This window comes from Chryseobacterium gleum (assembly GCF_900636535.1).
Lineage (GTDB): Bacteria > Bacteroidota > Bacteroidia > Flavobacteriales > Weeksellaceae > Chryseobacterium > Chryseobacterium gleum.
This window is the reverse complement of the sequence record NZ_LR134289.1, coordinates 5,139,038-5,155,492: the sequence shown is the minus strand read 5'-3', so window position 1 is coordinate 5,155,492 and position 16,455 is coordinate 5,139,038. Positions and strand designations below refer to the sequence as shown.

Below are 16,455 nucleotides of genomic sequence, written 5' to 3'. Positions count from 1 at the left end.
GCGTTAAAAAAATATTTTTCAGAATTGATCTATAATGAAGAGATTATTTGTCCTGTTAAGCCTGTTTTTATCTTTTGCGTTACAATCCCAACAAATCATTCCGCTTAATGAAAAATCATATATAGACAGCTTACAAAACATTACAAAAGGAAACTACGCTGATATTTCAAAAGCAACGGCATCTTTCCTTTTATCCAATTATTTCCGTAACAGTGATTCTGTTTTAAGTAAGCGATACCTTTCCAACGGAAAAACCCTGGCTCGAAACCAGCCTTTTATTTCGGCCAAATATTACTATTACGAAGGACAATATAACCTGGACAGAAATAAGAAGAAAGCTGCAGCTTCCTATCAACAGGCTATCCGCTCTTTATCTAAATTTAAAAATGAAGAATCCGATTTTCTTCAGGCCCTTGCCTGGTACAGCTACGGAGTTTCACAAAAGGATAAAGAGGGTTATGTTCCTTTGGTTAAAATCATGCTTGAAAAGAGCATCCCGCTGGTTGAAAAATATAGAAACAGCAGAAACCTGGGATTTCTGTATACTCAGCTTGCAGTGATTCTTACTTATAATGCCCAGTTTAAAAAAGCTGAAGGTTACAATAATAAAGCTCTGAAAATTCTTGAAAAACAATACCCGAATTCTGCTGAGCTATTTTTTACCTATCTCAATTCTGCCAACAATTTCTGCTATCAGGCTAATGGAGATCAGGCTGAAAAGTATTTGAATAAAGCCGAAAAACTCATCAGATCATATCCTGAATCTTCATCCAATGCCTATTATTATTACAGCAAAACCCTTTTGTATATTACCCGGCAAAAGAATGAAGAAGCGCTCCCTGTAATAGAAAAAGGAATTTTTTATACCAGAAAGTACAACCAGAACCTTCTGGCTCAAATGTTTTATTTCAACAAGTTTGACATTTTAAAGAAACTTAAAAGATATAAGGAGGCTAAAACTACTCTGGAAGATGTTTTAACAGAAAAGTCTCTGGCTATTGATCTGAATAACAGAAAAACCTTTTATAAGCAGCTATCCCTGCTTAGCGAAGAATTGGGAGACACTAAAGAAGCGCTGCTGTGGGAACAGAAATATTCTAAACTTAACGATAGTTTGAATACCGAAAGTGTTAAGCTTGAAATCAATAAACTCGAAACTAAATTCAATACTGCTGAAAAAGAAAGAAAAATCGCAACCTTAAATGCTGAGAAAAATCAAAAAGATCTTGAAGTCAACAAAAAGAATTCTTATCTGTGGGGAATGGGACTTGTCCTATTGCTTGTGCTAAGTCTTCTCATCTTTTTGCTGGTTATTTTCAGAAAAAACAAAAAAATAAACGAGCAAAAACTCAATGATATTAAGCAAAAGGAAGAATTGTCATTAACCAAAGCCATTCTTGATGGTGAGGAAAGGGAAAGAGAACGTATTGCAAGGGATCTTCACGACGGTCTTGGCGGCATGCTGGCTGGTGTAAAGATCAATTTTTCAACCTGGTCTTCCAGTCATTTAAACCCGGAAAAGGATCAGGAGTTTTATAAAATTCTCGGACAGCTGGACAATTCTGTAAGTGAGCTCCGTCATGTAGCTAGAAATTTAATGCCTGAATCATTGCTTAATTTTGGTTTGGAAACAGCCATAAACGACTTGTGTGAATTTTACAGCAGAAAAAATCTCGACATTGACTTTCAGGCTATTGATATTGATAAAGCATTACCATTAAATATCCAGCTTAATATTTACCGGATTGTACAGGAGTTATTAGCCAATGCTGTAAAACATGCCGAAGCCAGCAGTATTTTGCTTCAATGCTCGCAATCCGGCGATAATTTTCTGATTACGATTGAAGATAACGGAAAAGGGTTTGATAAAAATATAGAAAACACTACCCAAAGTATGGGTCTGCGCAACCTGAAAAACAGAGTTAATTATCTGAAAGGAAAAATGGAAATCAATTCCGATGACCAGGGAACAGCAATTAATATAGAACTCAACATCCATGGAGAATGAAAAAATAAATATTGTCATTGTAGATGATCATCCCATTGTTATCGAAGGGCTGAGAATGATGCTGAACAGCCAGCCCGTTTTTAACGTAGCAGGAAGTTTTGCCTCTGGTAGGGAAACTATCAATTGTATTCAGTCTGAGATGGTGGATATTGTTCTTCTGGATATTACACTCCCTGACGCTAACGGAACAGAACTTTGCAGAGAAATAAAAAAAATATCTCCAAATACCTCGGTAATCATGTTCAGCAACCGCTCAGAAAGGAGCATTATTATGCAGTCTATACAAAACGGAGCAAGTGGTTATCTTCTTAAAAACACTTCTATTGACGAGCTCGTAATATGCATCAGAGGAGCACTTTCGGGTGACATTGTTTTCTGTAATGAAACCAAACAGATCATTAGCCGCCCTTCCCAGAATGATCTTCCTGTTGCCAGGCTGACCAAAAGGGAAAAACAAATTCTACAGCTGGTAGCACAGGGAAAAACCAGTAATATGATTGCTGAAGAACTGTTTTTAAGCCCTCTTACTGTAGATACCCATCGTAAGAACCTGCTTCAGAAATTCCATGCAAAGAACTCAACGGAATTAATCAACCGGGCTATGCAGCAAGGGATGATTGAAGAATAAAAAAGACCGCTTTAAAGGCGGTCTTTTCATATAATGTTTAAAGTAATTACGGTTCTAGGAAACTATAATCGATTGAAGCAACCAATACACCTTTACCTTTCTTCTTCACGGTTCTTGCCACTTCTCCATCAATGTACAGAGTGATTGTTAATTCAGAATTATCATCCGGCATTGAAGCATTGGCATCAAGATTCAGCTGTGCCTGGCTGGAGTTTACAAAGAATTCTCCACTTGTCCAGGGTGAATTTACCGGTGTCTGGGGAGTATTGTAAATTGTATTTTGAGTTGTACCCACCTGAGTTACAACGCTTATAATTTCTCCTCCGGCAGTTGTTTTCACTTCAAACTGAACCACATGATCTTTAAACTCTTCATCATCATCTTTTTTACAAGAACTGACAACGGTGATTACAGAAAATAATAAAACGAATAAAAAAGAAAGTCTAAGTAAACTTTTTGAATTGTAAAATTGCTTCATTTCTCCAAATAGATTTTTTAATGTTTCAAATATAAGTTTTTTATTAATATAAAAATAATTTTTATGAAAATTTTCCAATAAAGATTTCCAAATAATATCAAATCAATAAAAAGAAAAATGACCGGAAAAATTCAAAAATATAGCCCAACGGATCAATTATTATACATAAATCATCCTGCAGCTGAAGTTTATTGTATGAATAATAAAAATTAAGATTCTGGATGTAATTTAATTATATTTGCTGTATGAATTTAGATTATCTAGTAAGGGAGCCGGAAAATATTACACCCAACACCCCTATTCTTTTTATGCTTCATGGCTATGGCAGTAATGAGCAGGATCTTTTCAGTTTCAGGGAGACACTTCCCTCCGACTGGATCATTGTCAGTTTCAGAGCTCCGCATGATACTCAATTTGAAGGATATTCTTGGTATGACATCAATTTTAACGATCCTGAAAACTTTATCAATGTTTCCCAGGCAAAAGAATCTCTCAATGCGGTTCTGGAAAGTATACTGAAAATCATCAATCATTACGGACTGATGGAAAGCAAAGCTCATTTATGTGGATTCAGCCAGGGAGGTATACTATGTTATGCTTTGGCCTTACAACATCCTGAACTTTTCAACCGTGTTGCCTGCCTGAGCAGCTATCCCGAGGAAAAAATCCTTGACGGTATTGTGAAAGACAAAAAGAAGCTGGAAGGGCTTCGTTTCTTTATTTCTCATGGTACTGATGACGCTGTGATTCCATTGGAATGGGGAAGAAAGGCTGCAGACCTCCTTTATGATCTTAGCTGTTATTTCTCTTTCAGAGAATATATGAGCGGACATGGCGTGAACCAGAAAAATTATATGGATCTGATGGATTTCTTTTCCAAATAAAGAAACCGGATTTAAAAATAACAACAAAAACAGCACTTCATTGCATTTTATATAAACATTCCAGCTTTTGGAATGTTTTTTTATTATCATACCGATAAATTTGCTAAATTCAGTAAATGAAATTTAGATTGCTTTTACTGGGATTATTTCTAAGCATTTTTGTAAATGCCCAGAACTCTTTTGAGTTGGTTAATACCAAAAAAGCAGTTATTCCTTTTCAGTTTATCAACAATCTTATCTTTATCCCGATTACTGTCAACGGTGCAGAGCTCACTTTTCTGCTGGATACGGGAGTTTCAGAAGCTATTCTCTTTAGTCTGGAAAATAAGGAGCTCAAACTGAGCAATGTTGAAAAAGTTAAATTTTCCGGTCTTGGAGGCAGTGTAAGTATTGATGGTTTAAAATCCGAGCGTAATATAGGCAAAATAGGTGATGAGATTGTCAATACCTCCATGTCTCTCTATATTATCATTGATGAAGAATTTAATATTTCGCCACATGTAGGAATTCCTGTCAATGGGGTAATCGGATATCATTTTTTCAAAGACCATCCTATCTATATAGATTATACATCCAAAAAAATAACGGTGTATGAAAATGCAGATCTTTTAAAAAAGAAAATCAAAAGGTTTGAAGAATTTCCAATTACAATTGAAAAGGATAAGCCTTATTTATATGCCGGTGTAGAAATGACGAACGAAAAAAAAGATTCAAAACTGCTGATTGACCTTGGAAACAGTGATGCTATATGGCTTTTCCCTACACTTATTAAAAATTTCGTCTATAACAGACCTAATATTGATGATTTCCTTGGCCGTGGTTTCAACGGAGATATTTATGGAAAAAGAAGCCGTATTCATAATTTTTACCTTGGAGATTTTAAATTCGAAAAGCCGCTTACCGCTATGCCGGATGAATTTTCTATCCAGCATGTCAATTTAGTAGAAAACAGAAAAGGGTCTGTAGGTGGAGAAATAATGCGTCGTTTTACGGTTATTTTTGATTATCCCAATAAAAAACTGTATCTTAAGAAAAACAGAAATTTTGACGATCCTTTTCATTTTAATATGAGCGGACTGGACTTCAAACAGGACGGTCTGGAATGGCAGGAAGACAGATTAAAAATCGAAACCCAAAAATCTGCTATGGTTACAACTGAAGTGTATAAAGATGCTTTTCAATATAAATTCAGTTTAAAACCTATATTTTCCATTACAGGAGTAAGAAAAGATTCCCCGGCATATGAAGCTGGTCTGAAAAAGGACGACAAAGTTATTAGCATCAATGGAGAAAGAACAGCGGATATGACACTTGAAAAAATAGTAGAATTAATGAAATCCAATGAAGGACGGAATATTACTATGGTCATTCGAAGAAAAAATGAAGAGCTGACATTCCGCTTCATGCTTGAAGACCCAATTCCTTATCAAGAATAAAAGTATGAAAACTGAAGAAACTACCTTAGACAGAATAAGAACCAGGCCAAGATTTAAAATGTTTACTCACCTTACCAAGGAAGAGTATGCTGAAAATCTGAAAAAATATATGGAAGAGCATAAAGATGAATTTTCCGGTAATATCAATAAAGAAGTTGCCACCATTTGGGTTACAACAAAGGATGACAGCTATTGGAAACCACGGCTTGCCTTACGTGTAGAAATTGAGGATGAGCATACCGTAATACGGGGAATATTCGGTCCCAGTTCTGCGGTGTGGACATTCTTTATGTTCCTGTATTTTTCTTTTTCTATTTTCTGGATGACTTTTTTCACAATGTATTACGTGGAGAAACAAATAAAAAGCGCCGAATACCCGTGGGCATTGAGCGCTTCTTTTGTTATGTTGTTTTTTATTCTTCTTACTTATATTGCTGCGAGATTCGGGCAGCATAAAGGCAAAGAAGAAATGCTTAAGCTTCGAAGGTTTGCTGAAGAATCTACTTTACAGTTTGAAAAGAAAATTAATTAGACTGGGACTCTACAGGTTTTTCATTCTGAATTGGTACCGTCATTGCTTTTGCTGCTTTGATAGAATCTACAACTTTTTCTCTGTTGCTTTGTTCTTTCAGCATTTTCGGAACTTCAGGTTCCAGTAATTTAGTAAGTTCTTCAACAGATATATTATTGGCATTAGGGTCATCCAGCAGATTTCTCCATGGCTTTCTTCCGCCCCATTTATAATCTCCGAATACCATTACTGCGGTACCTTTTGCTTTGGTAGTCGCTCCGCCAGGATTCAGAATCCAGGTATCTGCATAAGAATACAGCCATTGGGCATCTTTCCTCAATAATCGTAAGCATGAATGCGAAGCAGGATATCCGGGAAGGGTATATTCATGCCATCCGATTCCTCCGATATTATGAATATTGAAGTTATAGGGAAGTTTCCACTCGGTGCTCACTGTAGAAATAGCCAGCTTCTTTTTCCAGTTGGCAAAAGTAAGTCCTCTTGTAGTCTGAGCGGTTTTTTTTCCCATACTGGTAGGTCCCCATTTTACAAGGCTTCCGTTGGAATAAACTGCAAAAGCCTGTATAGGATATGAGAAGATGACAAACTTTTTCACCCCGCTTAATACATCAAGCTGCATAGGAAATGGTGAATACGCCATAAGGGTTGTATCTATTTTTGCAGGAACTACCAAAGTGTCAGCATTCCATTTGCTTTTAGAATCCAATCTGTTTAAAGCTAAAATAGCGGTTCGTTCTTCTACACTATATTTCTTGCTGAATTCTGCATATACAGAATCCCGCATTTTTTTATCTTTTGGAAGAACAAAGGCATTATAGAAACCATTTTCCTGCATTACAGGAGGAACAGATTCTTTCTTTACAACAGGAACAGAGTCTTTCTTTACAGAATCTTTTTCTGCCTCCATTGCGTCCGAAGCAGAAACTGTATCTTTAAAAGTATCGCTTATTTTTTCTATTTCTTTTTTACATGAAACAAGAGAAACAGCGAATAAACATGCATAAAGAAAGGATTTTTTCACAGATATGTTTTTCATAAATAAAATCGGCCGTTTAGTTTGGCTACCCAGTACAAATATCAGACCTAAAATTGAATCATAAAAGAGATTGTTAAAAATACCGTAAAAAAACGGTGATTTCAGACATTTGATAGAATATTATTCATCTTTTTTGTTCTCTAGTACTTACCTATTATAATGCTCCCTCTTAGTAACTACTCTCCTTCTGACCTGATATTTAATAATTTGTTAAAGATCTTATCCTCATATTATCTATAATTTTGGTAAAATATCAGTTATCATGTTATACATCATTATGGTAGTTGTACTACAGGCACTTATTACTCTTACCCTGCTTATGTCCCTTATCAGAAACAGGGAGTCTGTGCTAAATATGCTGCTTCTTTATATTGGAGTGGTTACATTGGATATGGGATATGAATATTTCATTATTCAAAGGTTTGGCTATGAATCTGTTCTGTATGAAATTCCTGGAAGTCTCCGTGTTTTCAAAGGCCTTATTTTCCTATATATCACAACCTATTTAATTCATGCAAAATGGAGAGATAAACTCAAGTACCTCATTGTTCCGTTAACGCTGGTAGTTATTCATCATGCTATTGCGATCTCTGCAAAGATGCTTGGTCTTTCCTGGGCTGACCTGGCCATCAGTTCCTATAAATCTTATTTTGTTTACTACAGTTACTACTGGCTTGCCAGTCTTATTTTGTGTATTTATTTACTGACAAAATACCGGAAAAATATTACTCATCCTGCAGCAGGTAATTTTCGTTATCTGGTTGGTTATGTATTGCTGGGCGTACTGGTGTTCTGGGCAGTTTACAAACTGGGCTGGAATACTTTGATCTATCAGAAAATCTACAGCCTTCTGTTTCTTTTTCAGTTCGGATGGATTTTGTACGTTTATATTGTAACGTACCAGCACAAGCTGCAGCAGCAAAATACAACCAGTCTTTCTGTTCCCAGAGAAACCTATCAGTATAAAGACCTTTCAAAAATAGATTTTAAAGTGGTACAAAATGCCATTATTTCCTTCTATCAGGAGAGTCATGATTATCTGGATGAGGAGTTTACTTTAGACCAGCTTTCCGGCCGTCTGAAAATAAGCAAGGCAGATTTAAGCATCACCTTTAATAAGCACCTTCATTCCAATTTTCACGAATACACCAACAGACACCGTATTCAGCACTTTAAGAAAATCTTACAGGAGGATCCTTCAGCCAGCGTAACAGATCTTGCGTTTCAATGTGGTTTTAAGTCAAAATCTACCTTTTATAAATATTTTAAAATGGAGTTTGACTGCCTGCCTTCTCAGCTTGTTCATTAGTTACAATTATTTAATATTAGCAACTCACTGGTTTACAATACATTTCACCTCGAACTCAAGAGAAATAGTTGAATAAAATTTAAATGAACTAAAACTTTTGCAGGAGCCGACATCTTTGCATCAAACTTTATAAGGATGTCACGAGAAAGATTTTTTTTAACAAAAGCAGCATTTTTTCTTCTTGGGCCTTTGGCCTTTACACAAACTACCGTCCACGGGACAGTAGTAGACAGCCAGGGAAATCTTCCCAATGCCCTGGTTTATATTGAAAACAGCGGACAGAAGGTTACTTCCGATACTGATGGTTCCTTTGTTCTTAATAATGTTTATGACGGCAGTTATAAGCTTGTTATAGAATATAAAGGGTATGACAGTGTTTATATTCCTTTCACCGTAACGGATAAAAAGGAAGTGAACCTCGGATTGATTAAATTCGGAGCTAAATTTAAAGAAAACAACCTTCAGGAGGTAGTTGTCACCAGTGTATACAAAGCATCACAGGCCAGGGCGATTACCATGAAAAAAAATTCCAACACCATTACAGAAGTACTTTCTGCCGATGCCATAGGGAAACTGCCAGACCGTAATGCTGCGGATGCTGTACAGCGGATGCAGGGAGTATCTATTGAAAGAGATATGGGTGAAGGACGCTTTGTAGCAGTAAGGGGTACACCTATACAATGGACTGCTTCTACCCTGAATGGAAACAGAATGCCAAGTGCCAGCGGTGATAATGCCAATCGCGGTGTTCAGATGGATATCTTTCCTTCGGAACTTATTCAGAATGTACGTCTGTCTAAGGCTCTTACTCCGGACCTTGACGGCGATGCCATTGGCGGAAATGTGGATTTTATCACGAAAACCTCACCCAACAAAGAAACCCTTGCCATCAGTATGGCCTCGGGCTACGTCAACATGTCCAAATCCCCCACCTACAATACTTCCATCGTCTATGGAAATAAAATTACTGATAAGCTGAAATTCATTACCTCAGCAGTAATCTGGGAACGTTCTACAGCTATAGATCAGATGAGAAATATCTACAACTATGGGCTGAAAGATAAAACGGCTTCTTATTCTATTAACCAGTTTCAGCTTCGTGATTATCTGGCGAACCGTAGAACTTTAGGGTTCAATTTAGGATTGGATTATGAGATAGACAGCAGGAATAAATTATATGCAAAAGGTCTATACAGTCAATATAAAGACGGCCAGTCGGTAAGGGAAACCTATTTCAATTTTGACAGTAAAAATGTGCTGCTTCAGGCCCGCCATGCAGATTATCTTACTGATTTATATTCTATGCAGCTGGGGGGTAATCACCAGGTGGGACAGCGTATGCAGGTGGATTGGTCATTGTCTAAGGCGCGTTCGGAGTTTAAATTTAATTCTCCTGACAATCTTGATCCTTATGAAAGAGGATATCCTATGGTGAATTTCATACAGCCAATGACCTATGGAAATTTATCTGCTGACGGAAGAAAGTATATGGCAATGGATGCGCCGGATGGTATTGGGGATACCGGAAAATATACCCTGCCTTATAACCAGCAGGCTGTCTCAGCAGATAAGCTCAGACTTAACCAGATTATCCTGAGCCAGAACCGCAACAGTGAAACGGATCTCAGAGGGCAGGTTGATATTAAATATAAAATTACCAACAATTTTGAGCTAAAATTCGGAACAAAATATAACAACAAAAATAAAATTGTAAACAGTTCCCTGCTTGTCTGGATGCCTAAATCATCACTGGGAATTCCCGGGGCTCCGGTCACTTATCTGAATCAGCTTGAGCGTGAAAATTTTCCTTATAAAGGTGGTTTCATGAATCCTTTAGGCAATCCTTATAATGCTGTTATCATTGATCAGATTACAAACGGACAGATTGACCAGATGTACAATCCTGCCACACAAAACAGTTTAGGATTGATGCAGGTGAGCAGCAAGGAAAGCAACTCCAATATTACCAGCTCCTACAAAGGTACTGAAAACGTATGGGCAGCTTACCTGATGGGAACCTGGAAAATTTCCGATCAGATCCAGGTATTGGGAGGATTCAGAAATGAATATAATGATGTTACCTTCTGGGGCAAAAAAGTAGTTTCTGATAAAAACAATAAAACGGAAGATATTAAAGACACAAAAACTTACAATGTAGTCCTGCCAATGGTAAATATGAAATGGAATATCAGCAGTGACCGCATTCTGAGAGTGGCTTATACCCGATCTTTTGCAAGACCTGATTTCAATGATCTGAATCCCGGAACTATTGTGAATGATATTACCAATACCATCACCCAGGGAAATACCAAACTTGATCCTACATTTTCAAATAATTTTGATCTTATGTTTGAGAATTATTTCGGAAAACTGGATCTGATAACGGCCGGGGTATTTTATAAGGATATCACCAATCTTATCTATAAAGACCAGTCTGTGGTAGATCTTGCAGGAAGAACCTATACATTCACGGCCCCTAAAAACCTTGAAGGAGCAAAGCTTTTTGGTTTTGAATTCGGGATATCCAAACGTTTTGAAAATCTGCCCGGTTTCCTGAAAAATATTGGCTTTGAAGGAAATTATACATACATCTCTTCCAAAATGAATATGCCAGTCTATGAAAACGGACAGCAGACAGGAACCATGACGACCACTATCCCTAATCAGGCGAAGCATATTTTCAATACCATTCTCTTCTATGAAACGAGTAAGCTGATGATCCGTATAGCCGGAAATTATAAAGGAAACTATGTAAGTGAAATCAGGGCGGCTGCAGGCGCAGACCATTATCAGTATTTTGATAAAAACTTTACGGTAGATCTTTCCACCTCTTATAGCCTTACAAAGAAAGTCCGTCTTTTTATTGAGCTTAATAATATCTTCAATGAACCCAACCGCTATTATATGGGCACTAAGGACCGCGTAGAAAATATTTCTTACTCAGGAATACGCGGACAGCTGGGTTTCAATTTCAATTTTTAATCAAAAATTTTTATTCATATGAAAAAGTATATATATGGAGCTGCATTGTGTATGACAGCACTTATACAGGCACAGGATAAATGCCAGAATGTAAGAATCAACCAGCTGCAGATTTTAGGAACGCATAATTCATATGCCCAGCCAGCCGATCCCAGAGTACTGGAACTGGTGACTCCAATTATCAAAGGGATGATGCAGAAATACAGCAGTATGATGTCTGAGGAACAAAAGGCCAAGTTTAAAGAATATCATCCCTACGGAATGGATTTGAAAGAAGGGCTAAATTATAATCATCCCGATTTCACAGAGCAGCTCAATGCCAATCTGAGAGGTTTGGAAATAGATGTTTATTATGATCCGGAAGGTAACAGATTCAGCCATCCTGCAACCTATGAGATTTTAAAAGCTAAAGAAGTAAATGATCTGGCCCCATTGAATACCAAAGGCCTTGATCAGCCTGGATTCAAAGTACTGCATATGGCAGATATAGACTTCAGGACACACTACCCTACTTTAAAAGATGCCCTTATTGCTCTTAAAACATGGTCTGACCAGCATCCGGGACACACACCCGTTTTTATGATGATTGAAGCCAAAGACTCCGGTTTCCCAATTCTTGAAAACAGTACAAAAGTTCTTCCATTTGATAAAAAAGCTTATGATGAACTGGATGAAGAGATTGTAAAATATCTGGGAGAGGATAAGATTATCACTCCAAAGGAAGTGCAGGGTAATTTCAAAACACTGAAAGAAGCTGTTACCCACAACAACTGGCCAAAGCTTAATGACAGTAAGGGAAAATTCATTTTTATGCTACTTCCCGGAAGCGCCGGAACCCTTTCTTCCAAAAATAATCCTTATCTGATTGATGGCTCATTAAAGGAAAGAATTATGTTCCTTAACAGTGAACCGGATGATTCTTTTGCAGGGTTCATATTAAGAGATAATGCTATTGTGAGACAAAAAGAAATACAGGCTTTGGTAAAGCAAGGTTATATGGTAAGAACAAGATCCGATATTGAAACCTACGAAGCTAAAACTAATGATTTCACAAGGTCCAAAGCAGCTTTCAGCAGTGGAGCTCAAGTCATTTCCACCGATTTTTTCCGAGCGGGCAATACCTATGGTACCCCTTATTTTGTACAACCTCCTCAGGGAAAAGATTATTTTAATAATCCTTTAAATTCTTCCTGCAGATAATCAATATTCTGACAAATTTCTTATGACAAAAAAAGTCTTCTATTTCTAGAAGACTTTTCGCGATCCGGACGGGACTCGAACCCGCGACCTCCGCCGTGACAGGGCGGCATTCTAACCAGCTGAACTACCGGATCAATTAAAAATTAATGTTTTTAACTGGCGCAAATATATAGATTTTTTTAAATTTTCCAAAGAAACCGATTTCTTTTCTTTCAAAACTATCTGTAAAATACAGATTTTCAAAGATAAAAATTTAAGATATAACTGCTATTAAATACCCTTTTACCAAATTTCACTTAGAAATCAAGAAAGCCGATTATAAAAACACACACAAAATCAACATTCTTGTTACTTTTCATTCTAAGATGATAAGTTTCTTAGTACTATTAAGGATATTTTTTTGTTATTATCCTAAAACTGAATATTCTTTCTTACTGGGAAATACCTCTATCATAACTTTTTCAATTCTTTCTCTTTCCTCATCAGATAAATTAGATCCTGAAGGCAGACACAAGCTATTTTCGAAAAGAGTTTCGGCTACTTTTCCTCCATAGTATGGTGCTTCTTCAAATACAGGCTGCAAATGCATCGGCTTCCAGATAGGTCTGGATTCGATATTGTCTTCCAGAAATGCCAAACGTAAATCTTCGCGGGATTTTGATGTTTTTGCTCCGTCTATTGTAATAACAGATAACCAATGATTACTGTAAAAATCAGAGTTTGGCTCCGAAAGTAATTCAACTCCTTCTATTTTTTTACAAACTTCAGAGTAAAAATCGTGCATTTTTCTGCGCCCCTCTACTCTTTCTTTCAATACTTCCATTTGCCCACGTCCAATACCAGCACTGATATTACTCATTCTATAGTTATATCCGATATGCGAATGCTGATAATGTGGAGCTTCATCCCTGGCCTGTGTAGAAAGGAATACAATTTTATCCTTATCTTCCTGAGAATGGCATACTAGAGCTCCACCTCCTGATGTCGTAATTATTTTATTACCATTAAATGATAAAATACCAAAGTGCCCAAAAGTACCACATGCCTTTCCTTTATATTGAGAACCTAATGATTCTGCAGCATCCTCAATTAAGGGAATGTTATATTCTCTGGCAATTGATAAAATTTCATCCATTTTTGCCGGCATACCATATAGATTGACAACAATAATAGCTTTTGGTTTTTTACCTTTTGCAATTCTATCATCAATAGCCTCCTTCAAAGCTACAGGACACATGTTCCAGGTATCTTTTTCAGAATCTATAAAAACGGGCGTAGCTCCTAAATAAACAATAGGATTGGCAGAAGCTGAGAATGTCATAGACTGACATATTACTTCATTCACCATAACCAACATTGCACTCCACTAAAGCCAAATGTAATGCAGCAGTTCCTGAGGAAAGTGCAGCAACTTTAACTTTTTCATTTAAGAATTTTTCCAAATCCTTTTCAAAGCCATCAACATTTGGTCCTAAAGGCGCTATCCAATTGGCGTCAAACGCTTCATTAATATACTTTAATTCATTTCCTCCCATATGGGGGGAGGACAACCATACTCTTGATTTCATAATCTAAATTTTTAAACTTCTACTTTTTATTATTTTCCCTGGATTGCCTACAACAGTACAACCATCCGGTATATCACTGATAATAACTGCACCGGCACCAATAGTGCACCATTTCCCGATTGTAATTCCCTGTATTACACTTGCTCCGATTCCTATGTGGGTTCCTTCCCCTACATATACATTACCTCCCAATGCCGCATTTGGAGATATGTGTACAAAATCTTCAAGGGTACAATCATGATCAATTGAAGCATTTGTATTAATGATACAGTGTTTTCCTATTCTTACTAATGCATTAATAGTAGCACCTGGCATCACAATAGTTCCTTCCCCTATCTTTACTCTTTTGGATACAATTGCTTTAGGATGAAAAAGCGTAACATAATTGAACAGCTCTCCCTGCTCAACTATTCTTTTCCGAACCTTATTGTTTCCTATAGAAATAACGACATCAATGTCATGTGGCGGAATTTCGTTAAGAACAGGATAGTTTAATACTTTCTCTTTCATTAAATTTTCATCAATAAAAGCCTCAATATTATAACCGCTCTCTTCAGCCACTTCAGCCACAACCTTACCATGACCACTTGCTCCGTATAAATACATGCTTTGTCTACGTTTTAATTAATTATTTCCTTTAAAAGCTTCTACTGTAGCTTGATCTACCTGGTTTATTCCTTCTCTTATTATGACTTTTTTTATAGTAAGAAGGATTACCTTACAATCTACCGCCAAAGACAGATTATCTACGTACCATACGTCCAGCTCAAATTTCTTTGTCCACGAAATTGCATTTCTTCCGTTCACCTGTGCCCAACCTGTAATCCCGGGACGTACCGTATGCCTGCGTCTCTGAGTTTCGTTATATAAAGACAGATATTGTGGCAACAAAGGGCGTGGTCCTATAATCGCCATATCTCCTTTCAATACATTAATCAATTGCGGAAGCTCATCCAGGGAAGTTTTCCGTATGAAACTTCCCACAGGCGTTAAACGTTCCGCATCCGGCAAATAATTCCCATTTGTGTCTTTTTTATCATTCATAGTCTTAAACTTAATGATATTGAATATCTTCTCGTTTAATCCCGGTCTTGCCTGAACAAAAAACGGTTTACCCTGATTGGCAAAGTACAATAAGACCATTACAATTATAAATACGGGGGCCAGTATAATAAGCGCTATTAACGCTATCAAAAAATCAAAAAGTCGTTTTAAAAAAAACTTATACACGATATTCTCTTTCTTTAATCAATTTGTTGTATTCAGTTAATATAGCATTCCAGATCACAGATTGCTCAAACCTATCTTCAATCATCGGGCGGGCATTCTTTTTTAATGCTTCATAATAATCTCTGTCCGAGATCATTTTTTCCATTTCTTTTTGAAGCCTTTCACTATCTTTTACCGGAATAATTACTCCATTCTGGTTTTCTATAATAATTTCATTGCATCCGTTGATATCAGAAACAATACTGGGCAATTCCATTGCTCCGGCCTGCATGACTACATTAGGGAATCCTTCGCGATAACTAGGAAAGACCAATGCATCGGAAATCGCAAAATAAGGGCGCACATCTTTTTGAAATCCTACAGAGATGATATCCCGGTTAGTTTCAATTTCTTTTAATGTATCCGGAGATAATGGATCCAAGTCCTGTTCCAATGGACCTACCAGTAATAATTTTGAATGCTGCTCGTTTTCGTTTTTATTGAAAGCTGAAAAAGCTTTTATCAGTTCATTAATTCCCTTATCTCCTACCAAACGTCCTACAAAGACAAAAACAAAATCCGAGTCTTCTATTTTTAATTCTTTTTTCAGTAGCATCTTCTGATCTTCTGAAACTTGTAGAGGGGAAAAGAATGAAGTATCAATTCCGTTTGAGGAGCCATTTCCAATTACTCTCAGCTTATACTTATCTGTATATTTGTGTTGAATGATATAATCAGACAACCCTTTTGAGTTTGGATATATTTTAGTGGCAGAAGCATATGTTAATTTTTCAACAAAGTCCAGTACCTGGCGTTTTACACCTTTTACTTCCATCAGTGGTAAACCCGCTACAGTATGCAATCTATGAGGAACCCCTGCCATTCTCGCAGCCAGCATCCCAACAATACCAGCTTTAGGTGTATGGGTATGAACAATCTGTGGTTTTTCTTTTTTTAAAAGCTTATAGGTATTCCATAGAGATTTTATATCTTTAATGGGAGTAATCTTGCGGGACATATCAATTGCTCTTATCTCTATTCCTTCATCATTTTTAACCTCTTCCAGTTCCTTACCAGGTGATGAAACACCTATTACATCAAAGTGTTCTGACATAAATCGATGCTGCCCCTTTAATAGGACCTTTAAGGAAAGTGGCACTGTTGTAATCCGTATCAATTTAGCTT

General features: G+C 36.9%; 13 protein-coding genes, 1 tRNA gene and 1 pseudogene. 8 read left to right on the top strand and 7 right to left on the bottom strand.

Translation table 11 applies throughout. The features are described from left to right. Window positions 1-34: 34 nt before the first annotated feature. Both EL165_RS23745 and EL165_RS23740 read left to right on the top strand, forming a co-directional pair. Window positions 35-2,008, top strand: a complete 1,974-nt coding sequence (locus EL165_RS23745) for a tetratricopeptide repeat-containing sensor histidine kinase (RefSeq protein ID WP_002981047.1) — start codon at window positions 35-37, stop codon at window positions 2,006-2,008. Then, on the top strand, window positions 1,998-2,636 hold the full coding sequence (locus EL165_RS23740) for a response regulator transcription factor (RefSeq protein ID WP_002981048.1): 639 nt from the start codon (window positions 1,998-2,000) through the stop codon (window positions 2,634-2,636). Before EL165_RS23745 ends, EL165_RS23740 begins: the two co-directional genes overlap by 11 nt. Window positions 2,637-2,682: 46 nt before the next feature. Here EL165_RS23740 and EL165_RS23735 read toward each other — a convergent pair whose 3' ends face one another. Next, window positions 2,683-3,114 (bottom strand): hypothetical protein, encoded by a 432-nt coding sequence (locus EL165_RS23735; RefSeq protein ID WP_126358705.1) that lies wholly within the window; start codon window positions 3,112-3,114, stop codon window positions 2,683-2,685. A 245-nt stretch (window positions 3,115-3,359) separates the two neighbouring features. On the opposite strand from EL165_RS23735, the gene EL165_RS23730 reads away from it, so the two are divergent. The 3 genes from EL165_RS23730 to EL165_RS23720 all read left to right on the top strand — a co-directional run bounded on the left by EL165_RS23730 (window position 3,360) and on the right by EL165_RS23720 (window position 5,966). Further along, on the top strand, window positions 3,360-3,998 hold the full coding sequence (locus EL165_RS23730; protein ID WP_002981050.1) for an alpha/beta hydrolase: 639 nt from the start codon (window positions 3,360-3,362) through the stop codon (window positions 3,996-3,998). 116 nt (window positions 3,999-4,114) lie between these two features. Beyond that, window positions 4,115-5,434: a PDZ domain-containing protein gene (locus EL165_RS23725; protein ID WP_002981051.1), complete on the top strand. Its 1,320-nt coding sequence runs from the start codon at window positions 4,115-4,117 to the stop codon at window positions 5,432-5,434. Window positions 5,435-5,438: 4 nt separating this feature from the next. Beyond that, the gene (locus EL165_RS23720) at window positions 5,439-5,966 is read left to right on the top strand and encodes a hypothetical protein (protein ID WP_002981052.1); all 528 of its coding nucleotides are present in this window, start codon (window positions 5,439-5,441) and stop codon (window positions 5,964-5,966) included. On the opposite strand, the gene EL165_RS23715 is transcribed toward EL165_RS23720, so the two are convergent. Beyond that, window positions 5,959-7,002 carry a L,D-transpeptidase gene (locus EL165_RS23715; protein ID WP_126358704.1) on the bottom strand — a complete coding sequence of 348 codons (1,044 nt, stop codon included), beginning with the start codon at window positions 7,000-7,002 and terminating at the stop codon, window positions 5,959-5,961. The genes EL165_RS23720 and EL165_RS23715 overlap by 8 nt on opposite strands. A 262-nt stretch (window positions 7,003-7,264) precedes the next feature. Here EL165_RS23715 and EL165_RS23710 point away from each other — a divergent pair, with 262 nt between their 5' ends. The 3 genes from EL165_RS23710 to EL165_RS23700 all read left to right on the top strand — a co-directional run bounded on the left by EL165_RS23710 (window position 7,265) and on the right by EL165_RS23700 (window position 12,493). Next, window positions 7,265-8,311 (top strand): AraC family transcriptional regulator, encoded by a 1,047-nt coding sequence (locus EL165_RS23710; protein ID WP_041461544.1) that lies wholly within the window; start codon window positions 7,265-7,267, stop codon window positions 8,309-8,311. 135 nt (window positions 8,312-8,446) lie between these two features. After that, on the top strand, window positions 8,447-11,293 hold the full coding sequence (locus tag EL165_RS23705; RefSeq protein WP_002981055.1) for a TonB-dependent receptor: 2,847 nt from the start codon (window positions 8,447-8,449) through the stop codon (window positions 11,291-11,293). Window positions 11,294-11,311: 18 nt separating this feature from the next. Further along, window positions 11,312-12,493, top strand: coding sequence for a phosphatidylinositol-specific phospholipase C domain-containing protein (locus tag EL165_RS23700; RefSeq protein WP_002981056.1), 1,182 nt, complete (start codon window positions 11,312-11,314; stop codon window positions 12,491-12,493). 60 nt (window positions 12,494-12,553) lie between these two features. On the opposite strand, the gene EL165_RS23695 is transcribed toward EL165_RS23700, so the two are convergent. From EL165_RS23695 to EL165_RS23675, 5 genes and pseudogenes are all read right to left on the bottom strand, one after another. Then, window positions 12,554-12,627: transfer RNA gene (locus EL165_RS23695), tRNA-Asp, on the bottom strand. A 272-nt stretch (window positions 12,628-12,899) separates the two neighbouring features. Next, window positions 12,900-14,061: pseudogene (locus EL165_RS23690) on the bottom strand (DegT/DnrJ/EryC1/StrS family aminotransferase). Between the two features lie 3 nt (window positions 14,062-14,064). Then, entirely contained in the window at window positions 14,065-14,667 is a 603-nt protein-coding gene (locus tag EL165_RS23685) for an acetyltransferase (RefSeq protein ID WP_002981059.1), read from the bottom strand. Between the two features lie 18 nt (window positions 14,668-14,685). After that, window positions 14,686-15,291, bottom strand: a complete 606-nt coding sequence (locus EL165_RS23680; RefSeq protein WP_002981060.1) for a sugar transferase — start codon at window positions 15,289-15,291, stop codon at window positions 14,686-14,688. Further along, entirely contained in the window at window positions 15,284-16,384 is a 1,101-nt protein-coding gene (locus tag EL165_RS23675; protein WP_002981061.1) for a glycosyltransferase family 4 protein, read from the bottom strand. The genes EL165_RS23680 and EL165_RS23675 overlap by 8 nt, the downstream gene beginning before the upstream one ends. Between the last annotated feature and the right edge of the window lie 71 nt (window positions 16,385-16,455).

What these genes read in the sequence shown, in the direction of transcription:
- EL165_RS23745 (WP_002981047.1), top strand. Translation starts at nt 35, where the DNA reads ATGAAGAGATTATTTGTCCTGTTAAGCCTGTTTTTATCTTTTGCGTTA.
- EL165_RS23740 (WP_002981048.1), top strand. Translation starts at nt 1,998, where the DNA reads ATGGAGAATGAAAAAATAAATATTGTCATTGTAGATGATCATCCCATT.
- EL165_RS23735 (WP_126358705.1), bottom strand. Translation starts at nt 3,114, where the DNA reads ATGAAGCAATTTTACAATTCAAAAAGTTTACTTAGACTTTCTTTTTTA.
- EL165_RS23730 (WP_002981050.1), top strand. Translation starts at nt 3,360, where the DNA reads ATGAATTTAGATTATCTAGTAAGGGAGCCGGAAAATATTACACCCAAC.
- EL165_RS23725 (WP_002981051.1), top strand. Translation starts at nt 4,115, where the DNA reads ATGAAATTTAGATTGCTTTTACTGGGATTATTTCTAAGCATTTTTGTA.
- EL165_RS23720 (WP_002981052.1), top strand. Translation starts at nt 5,439, where the DNA reads ATGAAAACTGAAGAAACTACCTTAGACAGAATAAGAACCAGGCCAAGA.
- EL165_RS23715 (WP_126358704.1), bottom strand. Translation starts at nt 7,002, where the DNA reads ATGAAAAACATATCTGTGAAAAAATCCTTTCTTTATGCATGTTTATTC.
- EL165_RS23710 (WP_041461544.1), top strand. Translation starts at nt 7,265, where the DNA reads ATGTTATACATCATTATGGTAGTTGTACTACAGGCACTTATTACTCTT.
- EL165_RS23705 (WP_002981055.1), top strand. Translation starts at nt 8,447, where the DNA reads ATGTCACGAGAAAGATTTTTTTTAACAAAAGCAGCATTTTTTCTTCTT.
- EL165_RS23700 (WP_002981056.1), top strand. Translation starts at nt 11,312, where the DNA reads ATGAAAAAGTATATATATGGAGCTGCATTGTGTATGACAGCACTTATA.
- EL165_RS23685 (WP_002981059.1), bottom strand. Translation starts at nt 14,667, where the DNA reads ATGTATTTATACGGAGCAAGTGGTCATGGTAAGGTTGTGGCTGAAGTG.
- EL165_RS23675 (WP_002981061.1), bottom strand. Translation starts at nt 16,384, where the DNA reads ATGTCAGAACACTTTGATGTAATAGGTGTTTCATCACCTGGTAAGGAA.